This is a genomic window from Pseudohalocynthiibacter aestuariivivens, assembly GCF_018457175.1.
GTDB classification, from domain to species: domain Bacteria; phylum Pseudomonadota; class Alphaproteobacteria; order Rhodobacterales; family Rhodobacteraceae; genus Pseudohalocynthiibacter; species Pseudohalocynthiibacter aestuariivivens.
In genome coordinates, this window is the sequence record NZ_JAGFNU010000006.1 from 92710 (window position 1) to 109507 (window position 16798).

General features: G+C 53.1%; 18 protein-coding genes and 1 other RNA gene. 9 read left to right on the plus strand and 10 right to left on the minus strand.

The annotated features are described in order from the left end of the window. Window positions 1-13: 13 nt before the first annotated feature. Window positions 14-1900 (minus strand): extracellular solute-binding protein, encoded by a 1887-nt coding sequence (locus J4E70_RS10705; protein WP_213889258.1) that lies wholly within the window; start codon window positions 1898-1900, stop codon window positions 14-16. Between the two features lie 182 nt (window positions 1901-2082). Continuing rightward, the gene (locus tag J4E70_RS10710) at window positions 2083-2601 is read right to left on the minus strand and encodes a c-type cytochrome (RefSeq protein ID WP_213889260.1); all 519 of its coding nucleotides are present in this window, start codon (window positions 2599-2601) and stop codon (window positions 2083-2085) included. Window positions 2602-2731: 130 nt separating this feature from the next. Between J4E70_RS10710 and J4E70_RS10715 the strand changes: the two genes are divergently transcribed. After that, the gene (locus J4E70_RS10715; RefSeq protein ID WP_213889261.1) at window positions 2732-3565 is read left to right on the plus strand and encodes a prephenate dehydratase; all 834 of its coding nucleotides are present in this window, start codon (window positions 2732-2734) and stop codon (window positions 3563-3565) included. Here J4E70_RS10715 and J4E70_RS10720 read toward each other — a convergent pair. The 3 genes from J4E70_RS10720 to J4E70_RS10730 form a co-directional block, all read right to left on the minus strand. Next, window positions 3562-4026 carry an SRPBCC family protein gene (locus J4E70_RS10720; protein WP_213889262.1) on the minus strand — a complete coding sequence of 155 codons (465 nt, stop codon included), beginning with the start codon at window positions 4024-4026 and terminating at the stop codon, window positions 3562-3564. The two genes, J4E70_RS10715 and J4E70_RS10720, sit on opposite strands and share 4 nt — an antisense overlap. Window positions 4027-4061: 35 nt before the next feature. After that, complete coding sequence (gene nudC, locus J4E70_RS10725; RefSeq protein ID WP_213889263.1) at window positions 4062-5030, minus strand: NAD(+) diphosphatase; 969 nt, start codon at window positions 5028-5030, stop codon at window positions 4062-4064. 155 nt (window positions 5031-5185) lie between these two features. After that, window positions 5186-6055: an alpha/beta hydrolase family protein gene (locus J4E70_RS10730; RefSeq protein WP_213889265.1), complete on the minus strand. Its 870-nt coding sequence runs from the start codon at window positions 6053-6055 to the stop codon at window positions 5186-5188. Between the two features lie 78 nt (window positions 6056-6133). On the opposite strand from J4E70_RS10730, the gene J4E70_RS10735 reads away from it, so the two are divergent. The 3 genes from J4E70_RS10735 to rsgA all read left to right on the plus strand — a co-directional run bounded on the left by J4E70_RS10735 (window position 6134) and on the right by rsgA (window position 8027). Next, window positions 6134-6691 carry a TetR/AcrR family transcriptional regulator gene (locus J4E70_RS10735; RefSeq protein WP_213889267.1) on the plus strand — a complete coding sequence of 186 codons (558 nt, stop codon included), beginning with the start codon at window positions 6134-6136 and terminating at the stop codon, window positions 6689-6691. 37 nt (window positions 6692-6728) lie between these two features. Further along, an RNA gene (ffs, locus tag J4E70_RS10740) (signal recognition particle sRNA small type) lies at window positions 6729-6825 on the plus strand. Between the two features lie 164 nt (window positions 6826-6989). Next, the gene (gene rsgA / locus J4E70_RS10745) at window positions 6990-8027 is read left to right on the plus strand and encodes a ribosome small subunit-dependent GTPase A (RefSeq protein WP_213889268.1); all 1038 of its coding nucleotides are present in this window, start codon (window positions 6990-6992) and stop codon (window positions 8025-8027) included. A gap of 18 nt (window positions 8028-8045) precedes the next feature. Here the strand turns inward: rsgA and J4E70_RS10750 are convergent, their stop codons facing one another. After that, complete coding sequence (locus J4E70_RS10750; protein WP_246531704.1) at window positions 8046-8534, minus strand: protein-tyrosine phosphatase family protein; 489 nt, start codon at window positions 8532-8534, stop codon at window positions 8046-8048. A 191-nt stretch (window positions 8535-8725) separates the two neighbouring features. Between J4E70_RS10750 and J4E70_RS10755 the strand changes: the two genes are divergently transcribed. The 3 genes from J4E70_RS10755 (at window position 8726) to recR (ending at window position 11657) form a co-directional block, all read left to right on the plus strand. Continuing rightward, window positions 8726-10519: a DNA polymerase III subunit gamma/tau gene (locus tag J4E70_RS10755; RefSeq protein ID WP_213889269.1), complete on the plus strand. Its 1794-nt coding sequence runs from the start codon at window positions 8726-8728 to the stop codon at window positions 10517-10519. A 183-nt stretch (window positions 10520-10702) separates the two neighbouring features. After that, window positions 10703-11047, plus strand: a complete 345-nt coding sequence (locus J4E70_RS10760) for a YbaB/EbfC family nucleoid-associated protein (protein WP_213889270.1) — start codon at window positions 10703-10705, stop codon at window positions 11045-11047. Between the two features lie 10 nt (window positions 11048-11057). Continuing rightward, entirely contained in the window at window positions 11058-11657 is a 600-nt protein-coding gene (gene recR / locus J4E70_RS10765; protein ID WP_213889271.1) for a recombination mediator RecR, read from the plus strand. A gap of 57 nt (window positions 11658-11714) precedes the next feature. Here the strand turns inward: recR and J4E70_RS10770 are convergent, their stop codons facing one another. Together J4E70_RS10770 and J4E70_RS10775 are read right to left on the minus strand one after the other, a co-directional pair. After that, window positions 11715-11963: a ParB N-terminal domain-containing protein gene (locus tag J4E70_RS10770; protein WP_213889273.1), complete on the minus strand. Its 249-nt coding sequence runs from the start codon at window positions 11961-11963 to the stop codon at window positions 11715-11717. Window positions 11964-12073: 110 nt separating this feature from the next. Further along, window positions 12074-12982, minus strand: coding sequence for a LysR family transcriptional regulator (locus J4E70_RS10775; protein WP_213889274.1), 909 nt, complete (start codon window positions 12980-12982; stop codon window positions 12074-12076). A 118-nt stretch (window positions 12983-13100) separates the two neighbouring features. Here J4E70_RS10775 and J4E70_RS10780 point away from each other — a divergent pair, with 118 nt between their 5' ends. Continuing rightward, complete coding sequence (locus J4E70_RS10780; protein WP_213889275.1) at window positions 13101-13787, plus strand: glutathione S-transferase family protein; 687 nt, start codon at window positions 13101-13103, stop codon at window positions 13785-13787. Window positions 13788-13839: 52 nt separating this feature from the next. Here the strand turns inward: J4E70_RS10780 and J4E70_RS10785 are convergent, their stop codons facing one another. After that, complete coding sequence (locus J4E70_RS10785) at window positions 13840-15012, minus strand: type III PLP-dependent enzyme (protein WP_246531705.1); 1173 nt, start codon at window positions 15010-15012, stop codon at window positions 13840-13842. Between the two features lie 276 nt (window positions 15013-15288). Beyond that, on the minus strand, window positions 15289-16032 hold the full coding sequence (locus J4E70_RS10790; RefSeq protein WP_213889279.1) for a DUF1013 domain-containing protein: 744 nt from the start codon (window positions 16030-16032) through the stop codon (window positions 15289-15291). Between the two features lie 124 nt (window positions 16033-16156). Here J4E70_RS10790 and J4E70_RS10795 point away from each other — a divergent pair, with 124 nt between their 5' ends. Beyond that, window positions 16157-16786, plus strand: a complete 630-nt coding sequence (locus J4E70_RS10795) for a ribonuclease T2 family protein (protein ID WP_213889282.1) — start codon at window positions 16157-16159, stop codon at window positions 16784-16786. Window positions 16787-16798 lie beyond the last annotated feature (12 nt).

Consider the following 16798-nt stretch of genomic DNA (forward strand, 5'->3'; position numbering starts at 1 on the left):
TGCTTTCTTGTTTTTATTGAAACGCGCCGGCGGCGCGCAGCTCTTCGCCTCTTTCTGCGTTATACCACCAGAAATCCAGATGCCCCAGAGAGTATGGTGGCAATTCTTCGGGATGCTCAAACATATCGTAATAGGCGACAGTGTGGGAATCCTTAAACCATTGGGGAACCCAAAACCGTTCTGCCCGTAAAACCCGGTCCAATGCATGGATTGCGGTTTCCAGTTCTTCCTGCGTTTGCGCAGCCTCAACATGCGCGACAAGATTGTCTACTGCCTCATTCTTCAGCCCCATTGTATTGAAGACAGAGGTATCAGCCGTGGCGGAGCCAAAGTACTGGCGCAGTCCTGCCCCTGGAATATAACCAAGGGGGAACTGCGTTGTCACAAAATCGAAATCATGGGACCGTTCCCGGTTAATTGCCTGCGCATTGTCAACGCGTTCGTGCCTTGCATCGACACCCAAGCGTCGCAAATTCTCGACAAACGGATTAATCACACGATCAAAGGTTTGGCTGTCATTCAGAAATTCAATCCGAAGCATCCGGCCATTCGCGTCGCGCCGCAATCCATCGTCACCAACAATCCAACCGGCTTCATCAAGCAATGCAGAGGCTTTTCGCAAATTACCCCGATCGAACTGTCGCGTGCGCGACTCCGGCGCCAACACCGGCTCGCTATCAAGAACCCCGGGTGGAAGTAAATCAGCCAAGGGCTCTAGCAAGGCGAGCTCGGCAGTACTAGGCATGCCGGATGCGGCCAGCTCTGTGTTTTCCCAGAACGAATGAATTCGTTCGTAGAGACCGTAAAACAATGTCTCATTTGACCATTCGAAATTGAACATCAGTCCGATCGCTTCGCGAACGCGAATGTCCTGAAACTGTGGGCGGCGTAGATTAAAAACAAATGATTGCCCGGTTGCGACAGACCCATCAGGAAGTTCAACCTTTTTCACCCAACCGTTGTCGATGGCCGGAAAGTCATATCCCGTACCCCAGATTTTCGAAGAGGCCTCGTTGCGGAACGTGTAGCTCCCGCCTTTAAAACCTTCAAACGCCGCATTGTAGTCAGCGTAGTATTCGATTCGAATACGTTCAAAGTTGTTGCGCCCAACGTTTATCGCCAGATCAGCCCCCCAATAGTCAGGGTTATAGGCGTAAATCAGTGATTGGCCTTCGTCCATTTCAGCAAGGACGTACGGGCCAGACCCAAGAAACGGCTGAAGCGAACTATCTTCCAGGTTACGGTCGTTTTCTTCGAAAAATGTCTTGGAAAATATCGGCAGCCCACCAACCGTTTCCGGCAGGTCGCGCGTAGGCACACCTTCCTTGAATGTAAACTTCACCTGATGCGGGCCAAGCACCTCTGCGCGTTCAACCTGTGAACTCAGAACGGCACGGTAGCTTGGCAAACCCTGCTCAAGAATAATCTCGTAAGAGAACAGAACATCGTCGGCGGTCAGTGGTGTCCCATCGGAGAACTGCGCTTCCGGACGCATATTGAAGATAACCCATGACCTGTCTTTCGGATATTCAAGCGATTCCGCAATCAGCCCGTATGACGACCCGATCTCATCTGCCGTACCCGTCAGAAGTGACTCAAAAAAGGCGTTCGACATTGCGCCAGAGCGCCCCTTGGTGCTGTAGGGATTCATCGAATCAAATGAACCAAACGCCCAAATCGAGATTTCACCGCCCTTTGGGGCCTCAGGGTTCACATAGTCCAGATGGGAAATGTCGGGGCCGTATTTCAGCTCTCCCAAAGTCGAAATGCCGTGACTGCGGATTATTTCATTTTCAGCTTGGGCCAGCTGGCTCCAGAACAAAGCCACAAACAGAACGCTAAGAAATGTTCCAATGCCCAAAATTCTCAGATCACGCATGGCAATTTGGCAATCGGGCATAAAGTCCTCCAGTGGATGTGTTCTCAACAATCTAGTTATGAAACAACCTAGATAGCGCAGAGCAACAATCAAGTTGATATTCCGTGAACTAACAGTGATTCCAGTTCTTGGTACAAAAATGCGCAAAAAAATGGGGCCGCTTCTGAAAAGAAACAGCCCCAAAATAAAACAGAAACGCCGGATCAGTTCGTCAGCGTTTGCAGGTAAGCCACCAGATTTGCGCGGTCCTCAACTTTTCCAAGACCGTTGAATGTCATCTTGGTGCCAGGTGCATATCCTTTTGGGCTTTCGAGGAAAGCGTTAAGCTCGTCAGCTGTCCAGTTACCTTCGAGGCCGGCGACTGTTCCTGAGTACGCATAACCATCAATGGCAGCAATATCACGATCAACGATTCTGAACAGGCTTGGCCCGGTGCCATGCGCGCCCTCTTCTACAGAGTGGCAAGCTTTACATTTACCAAACACCCTTTCGCCGCGTTCTGCATCTGCAGATGCTAGCAAAGTAGCAAAATCTGGGCCTTCCTCGACTTCACCACCGTGATCGTCTCCGTCGACCTCGATTGGGTACGCCGCTGCATGTTCGTCACCATGCCCGCCGCCGATATGATAAAGCGATTCCGCCGCCCAGCCTCCAAGAAGGAAAACCAGAAAGGCGCCGCAGAAGCCGCCTACAATTTTAGTCATTGTCATAGTGTCGAACATGTCGCGTTCCATTTTGTTCGAAATTTCGGGTTATCTATCCGCTTCCCCTGCCTTTCCGCAAGGTATAGTTACCGCGACCAATCGCCCTTTATGAAAAAAAACGCCCCATACGGCACAGGAGTTGACGAAAATGACAGGACGGATCGCATTTCAGGGAGAGCCCGGCGCCTATTCCCACCAGGCTTGCCGCGAGGCGCGCCCGAATCTCGAAGCCCTTCCTTGTCGCACTTTTGAAGATGCAATCGAGGTCGTTCGGAAGGGTGAGGCCGACCTTGCGATGCTGCCGGTCGAAAACTCCACATACGGACGTGTTGCTGATATTCATCACTTGCTACCAAATTCAGGACTGCACATCGTGGACGAGGCATTTGTGCGCGTCCATATCAATTTGCTTGCCCTGCCCGGGACGCGTCTTGAGCAAATCGACTCGGCCATGAGCCACCCTGTCCTTCTGGGTCAGTGCAGAGAATTCCTTGCTGAACACGGGATCCACCGCATCACTGGTGCTGACACGGCCGGTTCTGCCAAACAAGTCGCAGCAGATGGTAACCCGGAGCACGCAGCACTTGCCTCTGAATTGGCCGGCGAAATATATGGGCTGGATGTTTTGGCCCGCCATATCGAAGACCACGGTAAAAACACCACGCGCTTTTTGCTCATGTCCCGCGAACCGAATCTGAAACGCCGCGGAGCGGACGGCATGATGACCAGTTTTGTGTTTCGTGTGCGAAACCTTCCTGCGGCGTTGTACAAAGCTATGGGTGGTTTTGCGACAAACGGGGTTAACATGACCAAGCTCGAAAGCTACATGGTTGACGGTTCGTTCTATGCAACACAGTTTTATGCAGAAATCGAGGGCCATCCTGATGACAAGAATGTCCAGCTTGCGATGGAAGAGCTTGAGTATTTCACATCAGAGGTTTCGCTGATGGGCGTTTACCCGGCAGACCCGCGTCGGCACTAATACTTTTTGTAGCGGTCTTCAACATCAATCGCGAACTTGGCGACACGAGCAACAAAGCGCCGTGTAAGGTTTCCCTTTGCAAGTTTCAGCGACTGGATGGTTAGACGACCCCCCAGCGATGTTGGCCGCATCTCTAGCGAAAAACGAAGTCGCGTGCGACTACGCGAGAGCGGTACAAGTTCTGCAACCAGATCTCCCGCGATACCGGGCGTCGCAGTGGCGACCTGCAATCCGTTTGGTGCGTCGAAATGTGTAAGCTCTGCTACAATCCGGCGAGGTTTGCCGCGAAATTCGAATCCAATATCCCAACCCTTCTCGGCACCGGGTTCGGTCAGCCTTTCCCGACGTTGAACTTCGGCACCACGGCGCAATGCCGACCGTTCAAAGCCGTCAAAATCGGAAATTGCCTGAAACACATGCTCTATTGGTGCTTCTATGTCTTCTCTTGTCGAAAACTTCATTTATCCGCTCTGCTGCCCTGTAACTCGTTTTCGCGTCAATCGAGCCGGTCTGCAAGCCAGTTTGACAAAATGAAATGCGCTATTGCACCTTTTCGGGCTGGTTTAAGAACCGGGTGATCGCCCGCAAAAGCTTTCATCATCTCTTCGCGCGATACCCACATAGCTTCCTCGATTTCGTCCAGGTCTATCACAATCGCCCGGTTTAGCGCCTCCCCCCAGCACCCAAACATGAGTGATGTTGGAAAGGGCCAGGGCTGGCTTGCCAGGTAATCTACGCGACCGACGCGTATGCCTGATTCTTCTTCGGCCTCACGCCGAACCGCAGCTTCAATGGTTTCACCCGGCTCAACGAACCCAGCCAAAAGTGAAAACATTCCCTCAGGCCAGCCGGGGCTACGCCCCATCAAAACATCATTGCCATGTGTGATCAGCATGATGACAACCGGATCTGTCCGCGGGAAATGAGAGGCGTTACACTGAGGGCAGTTACGCTGCCACCCGGCCATTGCCGGAACAGTTTTTTCACCGCATTTTGCGCAAAACTGGTGACTTTCGTGCCAGCTTAGGACCGCCTTTGCGGTTGCGATAAGCTCTGCATCGCGTGGGCCGAGCGATGACATGACACTGCGCAACTCAGTAAAGCGAAGGTCTTCGGGCAAACCCGGGAAATGTTGCTCGCTCGGGTCAAGAAAAAGCCCCAAGGTTGAGTCATCCAGTTCCTCTGGTTGCCACGCGGAAACATCAATCGAAAAACGTGGCGCGCCCCTGTCGAGCCCAAGAAAAACAGGGGCTTCGGCAGCGAGTGAGACCAGTTCGTGATCGGTAGCGACCAAACCGATGGCATTTCGTTCCGACCCGGCGATAAGGGGTTTGCCACGCCAGACGGGCAGGACGGCTGCAGTTACCTCTTGCCAAAACGCCTCGATCCGGTCTGGCTGCCCACGCAATTGCCCTAAACGATCAAGCCCTGAGCCACCAAAAGTTACCTGTTCTGCAATTTTCACTGTCGAGACCTCTTTAGCGGCCTGTCTGCCACGCCGGTTCAACAATGGCAATTGTCAGTTAGGTGATCCGCCTGGCAATACTTCTGCCTCCGGCGGGGATATTTTTGGGAAAAGAAAGTTGGGTTAACGCAACAAAAGAGTGGAGGCACCCATCATCAATCAAACGCGATGAGCTTTGGCCAGACCGAAGAATTCTCGCGCCTGAAAGCCCCGACATGCCCGATTTTCTTCAACCCAAATTCAGACGGTCGCAAAACAAGCTGTTTTTTAGAAGCCTCCGGGAACTGTTGCATCAGACGCCAGACAGCGGTTGGCGGAACGAGGTCGTCATCTGCGACTGCGACGAGTTTTACAGGGGCCTGCACGGCTTTCCAGTCAGGCAGCGGTAAACTGTAGCCAACGTCCGAGAGCGTGAAACCCGCCGTTGTGCACCACTTGCGCCATTGCCAGTAGACACCCTTTGGCAAGTCGGGGCCCATACCCAGCCAGCGTGCGGGCAAATAGCCCAGGAGTCGCACAAGCCCCGGTGCGGGCCCCCACCAGAAGGCTGCTGCAATGCCACGATACGGCCAGGGGTGGTCACGAAAATGCACCGGCCCACTCGCAACGGTTATGACTCGTGAAAGGCGTGAGGCGCCTTCGTGAAAAGGCAACATCATCCCGCCAAGTGAATGACCAATCGCCCAAACCGGTGTGTCAGGCACGAATTTCTCCAGAGCGCGCTGAGCCGCAGGTTGATCGGCCACACCCCATTCCGCCATTGTGGCCTTTGAGTTTTTCAAGTGTCCCGTGGCAGAGGCACCTGTATCGCGATAGTCATATGTCAGACAGGTGTAACCTTCTGTCGCGAGCCAACCTGCGAAGTGCCGGTAAAAACTCTGGGGTACTCCGGTCGCGCCATGAATGACGATCGCCGCTTTGGGGGACCCGGATGGTTGGTACAACCGGCCAGAAAGCTTTGCACGATCTGCGCGAAAGGACACGTCTTCAACTACCGGTTCTGCCGTGGTTTGCTGCGTGCTCATCGTTGATTCCTGCGACTAGACTGATCGGTCTAATAACATCTCTAGACCAATCGGTCTAGACCGTTTATGAGACGTTGTATGAATATGTTGGAGACAGATACACGCACGCGCCTGATCAAAACAGCTGCAAGGCTCTTTCGGGAAAAGGGCTTTCACGGCACCGGGATCGCTGAAATTCTGTTGAAAAGCGAGACACCGAAAGGATCGCTGTATCATCATTTTCCGGCTGGAAAAGCCGATCTTGCGAAAGCTGCTGCAAGCTGGGCGTCGGAGGGAATGCTGGAAATCATTGATGCGGCCTTTGAAGGTGCTTCGGATTTTCAGGATGGCGCGACCACGCTTTGTTACAAACTGGCAAAGTTCTTTGACACCGCACAGGAATGGCAAAGTTGCCCGGTATCCTCGGCCTTGTTTGACGGGCCCGGGAACGAAGAGTTTCGGGACTTTGCTGACCAGATTTATACTGACTGGACCGAAAGCATAATCAGACAGGCTAGTCGCCTTGGACTTGAAACCGACGACGCAGGTAAGGCGGCAGAAACGCTATTGCTTGCAATACAGGGTGGTTGGACCATGGCGCGTGCAAAAAGATCATCAGATGTCCTGCGCCGCATCCCGAGCCTTCTTTACGGCTAAGCTTGCGAATCCGTGCAACCTGTCCTAAATAGCGGTTGAGAGGTTGGCGCGGGCGAGCGCCTCGCCAACCCGGTCAGATCCGGAAGGAAGCAGCCGCAACGAGACCCGCTTGGGTCGCTGTCCAGCCTCTCACTTACGCAACCCTGACCAAGGAGGGATTTTATGATTGCAATCGTGATGCCTCAGGCAGGGAATTGCTGATCCGGCATTTGCCCCGGCTGTCCTGCCTGTTTCACAACGCTCTTCGCGCACATTTGCTGCGGAAGGGTATTTTCTTGTTAAAAACTCAGGCAGAACAATGATCTATACTTTATCTGACCTAGGCTGGTCAGCCTTTTTTTCGATGCAACTTGACGTCGAAGACCTCGAATCTTTCACCCCGATGCGAATTTCAGAGGTGCAACGCGCCACTGTGACCGCGTTGTCGGAAAAAGGTGCGACAACCCTTACAACACCCCCTGATATGACAACAGCGGATCTGGCTGTTGGTGATTGGGTTCTTGCGGATTCAAACAACCGGATTGTACGTTGTCTGGAGCGAAGGACAGTTCTCGAGCGCCGCGCCGCTGGGACCGATGTTCAGAACCAGTTGATTGCCGCCAATGTTGATACGCTATTCATAACAACATCGTGCAACGATGATTTCAACGAAGCACGGTTGGAGCGGTATCTGGTTCTCGCACATGATGCGGGTATTCAGCCCGTTATGGTGCTTACCAAAGCCGACCTTGCGAGTGACCCAGATAGCTACATACGGCGCGCGCAAAGCCTGTCTGCCGATATGCCTGTCATCGCGCTTAATGCAAAAGACCCAGAAGATGTCAACCAGCTTTTTGACTGGTGGCGCAAAGGACAGACAGCGGCGTTGCTTGGCTCATCCGGGGTCGGAAAATCGACGCTGACAAACATGCTCGCAGGGGCTGATATATCGACAGCAGGTATACGGGACGATGATTCAAAAGGACGCCACACAACTACAGCAAGGTCTCTTTATCCAGTGTCAAATGGAAGCTGGCTGATTGATACGCCGGGAATGCGGGCGCTTAGGCTGCACTCGGTTTCGGAAGGGATCAGTTCGGTGTTTGCCGATCTCGAAGAACTGGCGCAGAACTGCCGGTTTCGCGATTGCTCACACGGCAAAGAACCTGGGTGCGCGATACAGAAGGCGATTGCAGAAGGGGTTCTTGACGCAGCGCGGCTTCAACGTTGGCAAAAGCTGGAAGAAGAAGATGCCCGCAACGAAGAGACAATAGCAGAATCTCGCAAAAGACAACGTGATTTCAAGCGCATGACCAAACGCATTATCACTGAAAGCAAAACCCGAAAGGGGCGTTAGCGTGGCAACGGCCCGCTTTTAGGGGTGGGCCGCCCACAGGTATTGTTCCTTGGTTTCAACAGCATCCGGATTTTCGCGTCGCAAGCTGGCCAGCGCCTCTTCAGGGCTTTCACCCCGCTCAACAAGCAAACGAAGCACTGCCATTCCAGAGCGCCCGCACCCGCCTTTGCAGTGCACAAGAACCCGACCGCCTGATGCGAGGATAGCGTGCGCCTTTTTTGATGCTTCGGGCCAATTTGCTGCTGTTGCGGGTTCTGGCGCTCCAAAATCGGCAATTGGCAGATGCCGCCATTCTACATTTGCTTTAGACAGATCACTACCCAACGATTTGGCGCCAAAAAGTTCCATTTCTTTCATTTCGGTCATTGAAAGCACAAGCTGGGGTCGCCATGCCAACATCTGAGCCAAATCTGTTTGGTAGTTTCCGTTGCGTCCCGGCAAAGACGACAGCCCCAGCCAACCAGCACCTGCGCGCAATTCTGCCAATCTGAACATCAGGAGTTCCATTGTGTTTTGTCCTTTCTTAGTCGCCCTGCCGTGAAATTTTTGAGACAGATCAATCTTCCATTGGCTATAAAGCACTTCGCCACCCTAGGAATGACAAATCCTAATACCGAAGAGCGTAATTGCACGCGCAACGCTGGACCTTGGCAACGACTGCGCTTAGTCTGTTCATGGTCCACCACCCGAGAGGCAAGATGTCAGATAATCCCGATTCCGGCTATCAGGTTTTAGCGCGTAAGTACCGGCCGGAAACATTTGCCGATCTTGTCGGACAAACCGCTATGGTGCGCACTCTAAAGAACGCGTTCGAGGCAGACCGGATCGCGCAAGCTTTTATCATGACCGGAATTCGCGGAACCGGAAAAACCACAACCGCGCGCATTATTGCCAAGGGAATAAACTGCATTGGTGAAGATGGCACCGGTGGCCCAACAACAGAACCTTGCGGGAAATGCGAACATTGCGTTGCGATCATGGAAGGACGCCATGTTGATGTGATGGAAATGGACGCGGCCAGCCGCACCGGGGTCGGCGACATCCGCGAGATTATTGAGTCAGTTCATTATCGTGCAGCCAGTGCTCGCTACAAAATTTACATCATTGATGAGGTTCACATGCTGTCGACCAATGCGTTTAACGCATTGCTGAAGACGCTGGAAGAACCACCCGAACATGTGAAATTCATCTTTGCGACAACCGAGATCCGCAAAGTGCCCGTCACTGTGCTGTCGCGCTGCCAGCGGTTTGATCTGCGACGGATCGAGCCGGAAGTGACGATTGCCTTGTTGAAGAAGATTGCGGCTTCAGAGAAAGCCGGGATTACCGAAGACGCGCTCGCATTGATCACACGGGCTGCTGAGGGTTCGGCGCGCGACGCAACATCGCTGCTTGATCAGGCGATCAGCCACGGCGCGGGCGAAACAACCGCCGACCAGGTGCGTGCGATGCTTGGTCTCGCGGATCGTGGCCGCGTGCTCGACTTGTTTGACATGATTATGAAAGGTGACGCCGCCAGCGCGATGAGCGAGTTGTCAGCCCAATATGCAGACGGCGCTGACCCAATGGCCGTGCTGCGTGATCTTGCCGAAATTACGCATTGGGTTTCGGTGATAAAAATAACCCCTGAAGCAGCGGAAGACCCAACAGTTTCTCCGGACGAGCGAACACGCGGTCAGGCAATGGCAGCAGTGCTGCCGATGCGCGTCATGACCCGGATGTGGCAGATGCTGCTAAAGGCGTTGGAAGAAGTGGCAATGGCACCAAACGCGATGATGGCTGCGGAAATGGCGATTATCCGGCTTACACATGTCGCTGATTTGCCTTCACCCGAAGACCTCGTGCGCAAGCTTCAGGACGAAACGCCTCCCCCATCTGGCGGTGGCGGTGGCGGCGCACGCACTTCCGGCGGGTCCGAAAGATCACAGGCCAGTTCCCACAAAGGTGGGAACGAAGGTGCTTCGCAAACATCCGGGGTTGATGCGTCTTTCAGATCCAGCTCTGCAATGGGCAATGGTTCCGTCGTTGCGCTGGCCCAAGCGCCTGAGAATGCACTTGCGCTGTATACCCGGTTTGAGCAGGTCGTTGAGCTGATCCGCGCCAACCGGGACGTTAAATTGTTGGTTGATGTCGAAAACGGCCTGCGGCTAGTCAGCTACGCGCCTGGGCGGGTCGAGTTTGAACCGACAGCGGACGCGCCCCGCGACTTGGCCCAAAGGCTCGGCCAGCGTTTGCAAGGGTGGACAGGTGCACGCTGGGCGATCAGCGTTGTTGATAACGGCGGCGCCGCAACAATCGCCGAAACGCGTGATGCTGATGGGGAGGCCCTGAAATCAGAGGCGCGCGCGCATCCTTTGGTACAGGCGGTTCTGTCGACCTTTCCGGCCGCCCGCATTACGGAAATCAGAACTGCAAAAGATATTGAAACCGATGCCGCCGCAGTTGCCTTGCCCGAGGTCGAAGATGAATGGGACCCGTTTGAAGAAGAATGACAAAACCGAACGCGCATCCTGACGTGGGTAACAGTTTCAAGTGCGCGTCCGATTCAAAGTTAAAATTGCATGTTTGCATTGCTCTGTCACACTTGCCCATTATGCACTGTACTGCGATATGCTGCCTGAAAACGAATTTAAGATTTCGCGGAATACACGCCGCTAAGATGTAGGAGAAAAAGTATGCTTAAAGGACTAGGCCAACTCGGTGACATGGCAAAGATGATGAAGCAGGCACAAGAATTGCAGGGCAAGATGGCTGAGATGCAAGAGAACCTGAACAATATCGCCGTCACGGGTGAAAGCGGTGCGGGGCTGGTTAAAGCAACTGCAACAGCAAAAGGTGAACTTACAGCATTGGATATAGATCCCTCTATCTTCAACGCGGATGACAAAGAAGTTGTCGAAGATCTCATCCTTGCAGCCGTTAAAGACGCCCAGGTTAAAGCATCGGAGCGCGCGCAGGACGAAATGAAGCGCCTGACCGAAAGCATGGGTCTGCCTGCCGACATGAATCTGCCGTTCTGAGGCGCGCCGAGTGTCCGATGCGCCCCGCGACATTGATCATCTGATCGAACTGATGGCTAAGCTGCCGGGCCTTGGCCCGCGTTCGGCGCGCCGTGCGGTGTTACACCTGATCAAAAAGCGCGGTTTACTATTGAACCCGCTTGCGGATGCCATGCATGCGGTCGCGGTTTCAGCGCGCGAATGTTTGAATTGTGGGAACATCGGCACATCTGACCTGTGCGAAATATGCCAGTCTGAAAAACGCGCAAACGGCGAAATTTGCGTTGTTGAAGACGTTGCTGACCTCTGGGCCATGGAACGCTCACAGGTCTTCAAGGGACGTTATCACGTGCTTGGCGGAACCCTGTCAGCCCTTGATGCGGTTGGACCCGAAGATTTGCGCATTCCAAAACTTGTTGACCGGGTGATCAGCGAAGAGGTCAAAGAAGTTATCCTTGCGCTGAATGCAACGATCGACGGACAAACGACCGCCCATTACCTCGCCGAACAATTTGAAGGAAGCGACGTTCAGGTTACGTCGCTTGCGCAAGGGGTCCCGATTGGTGGTGAGCTTGACTACCTGGATGACGGAACCATTTCCGCAGCATTAAAAGCACGCAAAAGCGTTTAATCGGGTCCGCTGTCACCAATCTATTTTTTTGGTTGCTCTGTCGCGCCGCTTACATCGTTAGTGCAACCGTGCATGCACCAAATAGCCATCAACACTCTCTTCGCCCAGCGCCTTGAGCGCTTCCAGTCGATGCAGCCCTTCAATCAACACAAACCTGTCACCATCTTCGCGCAGCCGTATCGGAGTAATCTGGCCTTCTTCCAGTATGCTCTCTGCAATTTCTTCGACCTTGGCAGGATCCAAAGTTTTCATGCGCTTCACGGGCACACGAATTTTTTCGATGGGAAAGACATTCTTTTGCAACATGGCCAGCCGTCCTTTTTATGCGGTCAGTCTCTCTTACCAACTCTATCACAAGCTAATTTCTGAACAACAAAACGCGTACTTCAGAGTTCGTGTTCTATAGGAGAGTGTCCCTATTTCATTGATGCATCAACTGGGGATTTCCCTTTCAGCAACTCCGCGTGTGCGTCCACTCGTTCCTTGATGAACTTCCCAAATAACCGTACGCGATTTGTCTTCCGGGTGTCCCCATAGGTCAACATCCACAAGGTTCCGTAGAACGCAATCTCGCTCTTGGGAACCCGAACAAGAGCCATGTCCGCATCCGCAACGAAGCATGGTAAAATGGCCTTTCCTATATCTGCGCGAACGGCTGCGAGTTGGGAAAAAACGTCATTCACTTTCATAGGCGGAACGCTGGTTGGATCGCTCCCAACCAAGGCCCAGTCGGGAAGACCGTTGTCTTCCTCTTTCAAAATCCACTTGTTACAATCTCTCTCAGAGTAAGCTGACTCGTTTAACAATGCCTGAGAAATGTACACTCCGCGATACACGTCGTGTAGTCGTTGCCCTACAAGGTGCTGCGGCAGAGAGAACTGATCATAGACAAGCCGAATGGCGACATCCGCCTGTCTGCGCGTCAGGTTGACCGGTTCATATGATGATATGATCTGAAGCTCTATTTCTGGGTGTTCACGCGAAAAATCAGCCAAATCGGGCATCAATAGGTCGGCAACCAACGATGGTGGCATCGCGACCCTCAGCTTGCCTGTCAGCCGTTGATCCCTTGCAAACACACGAGATTGCAAAAGTGAGGACGACTGCTCCATCTCCTCAGCGAGTGACTGAATCTCAGCCCCGGCAGGTGTCAATTCGTACCCGGTTGGGAGTTTTTCAAACAGCCTCGCCCCTAACTGAGCTTCCATCTGCGACACCCGCCGAAGAACAGTCGAATGGTTCAGTTGCAAAGCATTTGACGCTGCCCTGACCGAGCCATGGCGCGCGACAGCTAAAAATACTCTGACATTATCCCAATTTTCCATTGGTTGATTTTTGCACCACCGCTCTGGAGTTTTCAAGAATTGTTAAGCCTACTGAGAAGTAATAATTTCAAGTTTGCAAATAGGTATCCACATTTTTGCACCGGAAAAGGAAAAAGCTATGATTGATCTATATACAGATGCAACGCCAAATGGGTTGAAAATCTCAATTGCACTCGAAGAACTGGGCCTTCCCTACAAGGTACATCAGGTTTTCTTAGGAGGCGAACAATTGGCACCCGACTTTACAGAAATGAACCCCAACCAAAAGATTCCTGTCCTGATAGACGACGGCCTGGTCGTGACAGAATCCGGTGCAATTCTGATCCACCTCGCTGAAAAATTCGGGAAGCTTCTGCCAGCCGAACCAGTCGCGCGCACGGCGACAATCGAAGCGCTTATGTTTCAGGTAGCGTCTCTTGGCCCGATGCTTGGACAGTACCTCGTGTTCGCAGCGGCATGGGGTAACGAGTTTCCTAAAGTAACCGCTCGTTACTTTAGCGAGGTTTCCAGGATTATGGGAGTGCTGAACGCTCGTCTGGCGACACGGGACTATTTGGCCGGAAACGAATTCACCATTGCCGATATCGCCGTCGCGCCCTGGATACGTCTTTGTGAAATTCATCCCGCCTGCGGGGGCTTTCCCCTAAACCAAAACCAGCATCTCAAACAGTGGTGGGACCGGGTTTCAGAACGCCCCTCCGTTTGGAGAGGGTTTTCCATCCCCGAACCTTTTCCGGTGGAAAAACAATTTGAGGGGTTCGTCAAAGCTGTCGTTGGACTAGGTGATCTTCACCCGGCAGAGTAAACTATTCGCCGCAGATGAATGAGTGGGTGCGTGAGCACCCACTCTACCTGCACTAAATCACAACAACGTCCAGCGGGGGGAAACCGTTAAAGCCGACCGAAGAATAGCTGGATGTGTACGCCCCGCAGTTGCGAATGATCACCTTATCGCCAGAACGCAGCCCCAGCGGCAGACCGATAAGCTTCTTTTCGTAAAGGACGTCAGCACTATCACAGCTTGGACCGGCTAGAATGCAGGGGCCCATATCTTCGTGGTCACGGTCCGTTACAAACTGATAGCGGATCGCTTCGTCCATTGTTTCGGCCAAGCCTGAAAATTTACCTATGTCTAGATACACCCAGCGGTGCATGTCATTGTCAGACTTGCGGGAAACCAGCAGAACCTCTGCCGCAATCATCCCTGCTTCAGCAACCATTCCACGGCCAGGTTCCGCCATGATGCGTGCAACATCGCCAAAGCGCGCGGTGACTTGAGCCATCACCTCAGCAGCATAAGCCGTTGGGTGTTGAATCGCTTCGCCGTAAAACGCCGGAAATCCGCCGCCGATATTCAACAGATCAAGCACATACCCAGCATTCTGTGCGGCGCGCCAGACGTCTGCGACCTGATCCAGTGTTGTACGCCACATTTCAGCGCGGCGGGTTTGGGAACCCACATGAAACGAGAAACCGACAGGACGAAGACCAAGGTTTGTCGCGTATGCCAACAAGCCAAGCGCCTTATCCCGTGCACAGCCAAATTTGCGGGTAAGCGGCCAGTCTGCCTCAGAAGCATCCACAATCAGACGAATGTAAACCTCTGCATCTGGTGCGTTTTCAGCAATTTTTTCAAGCTCTTCTTCGGCATCAGCCGCGAAAATGGTCAAACCGGCCTGATGCGCAAAGGCGATATCGCTTGCGCGTTTTACTGTATTTCCGAAAGAAATGTCAGATGGGGCCGCACCCAAAGAGAGACAAAGCTCAATCTCGCCACGCGACGCCGCATCGAAGTGAGATCCCTTTGCAATCAGAACTTCAAGAATTTCGCGCGCAGGGTTTGCTTTTACCGCATAGTGAATGTTGGCACGTCCCAAGCCAAGTTTCAGGGCATCATACTGCTCGGCAACTATTGAGCGATCCAGAACCAATGTCGGATGGTCAAAATGTGTAGCGCGGATAAAGGCGTTGATGTTGCGGGTATGGTCGGCAACAGCGCCGCCGACAATGTCGGTTACGATAGCGTTCATGGTCATCTCCAATAGACCCGGCCATATATGACCGCTCACTTCCAAGGGAGACGTTACCGTCGCTACGTAAACACGGGTGGAGTACGGACCACCGGCCAGAGGCGCGTGCGTTGGCGTCTATTCAGCGCGCGTTTAGAGCTGTGGTTGAGTCGTTGCAAGAACTATTTTCAACATACAGATTTATATTCAATTGCTGGGTTTGGACAGTCGTCAATCAGCCTAAAAAAAGCCCCGGAGCCAGAGCGCCGGAGCTCGATTTTTCAGTAACCGGTAAGATCAGTCTTCGTCTTCATCCGTATCATTATTGGGCAAGTTGAAGAAGGTGTCAGCGTCTGGAACAGCCTCTTCTTCTTTTTCTTCGCGGTCATCCGTCAACGAGAATGTTTCAAGACCGACTATAGAAGACGGCATGCGCGGCTCGGCTTCCGTACCCAGCGACTGTTCGGTGCTTACGAGCTTGCGACGTTCGTCATCAGACATCACTTCGCCTTCGCGTGCTTTCTTGGCATTTGCTTTTTGCACAGCGGCATCAAGTTCAGACTGTTTGCACAGCCCCAAAGCGACCGGGTCGATCGGCTGGATGTTGGAGATGTTCCAATGGGTGCGATCACGCAGCGCCTGAATGGTTGGCTTGGTCGTCCCAACCAGCTTTGAAATCTGACCATCCGTCAGTTCGGGGTGGAACTTGACCAGCCACAGAATAGACGCAGGACGATCCTGCCGTTTGCTGAGCGGCGTGTAACGTGGCCCTCGGCGTTTTTCTTCACCGACTGCTGCAGCATTAAATTTCAGGACCAGCTTGTGGTTCGGGTCTTTCTCGGCTTTTTCGATTTCTTCTGCAGTAAGTTGGTTGTTCGCAATCGGGTCAAAACCTTTGACACCCGCGGCCACGTCGCCATCGGCAATACCTTGTACTTCAAGTTCGTGAAGCTCGCAAAAGTCTGCGACCTGCTTGAATGTCAGGGTCGTGTTGTCCACCAGCCAGACGGCGGTTGCTTTTGCCATGATCGGTTTGGCCATTTACTCTCTCCTTAAACACATCTTCCCCACGCCCTTGAAGGGGCAGCCCCGGATCGGGACGGGTTCTCATTGTAGGGGAACTTGAGAGCTATATAGTGCCGAACAGCAAAAGAGGAAAGAGAAAATGCGTTGGTTGTTTGTGCTGCTCTTAACTGCGACCGTTGCAAAGGCCGAGGGTGAGCAAGCGGGTACTTTCGACTATTACATCCTTTCCCTTTCATGGTCCCCAAACTGGTGTGCGCTTGCGGGTGATGCGCGAAACGCTGACCAATGTGATGCAAGACACGACTATGGATGGATTATGCACGGTCTCTGGCCGCAATACGAAAATGGCTGGCCGAGCTTCTGCAACAGTCGTTTTCGCAACCCATCCCGCAGACAAACCCGTGCAATGACAGACATCATGGGGTCGGGCGGACTTGCATGGCACCAATGGCAGAAACATGGCCGCTGTTCGGGTTTATCCTCTGAAGATTATTACGCCGCCGCGCGCCGCGCATATCGATCTGTCACACGCCCGCCTGTTTTCCGGCGTCTTCCTAATGCAATCCGCCTGCCTGCATCTGTGGTTGAGGAAGCGTTTCTGCAATCCAACCCTGATCTGACCGCTGAGATGATTACAATTACCTGCGAGTCCGGCTACATACAGGAAGCGCGCATTTGCATGACGCTCGAAATGGAATTCCGCAAATGCGGACCCGATACCAGACGCGATTGCGCAATGGAGCGTGCGATAATGGAAATTGTGCGTTAGCAAGAAACTATA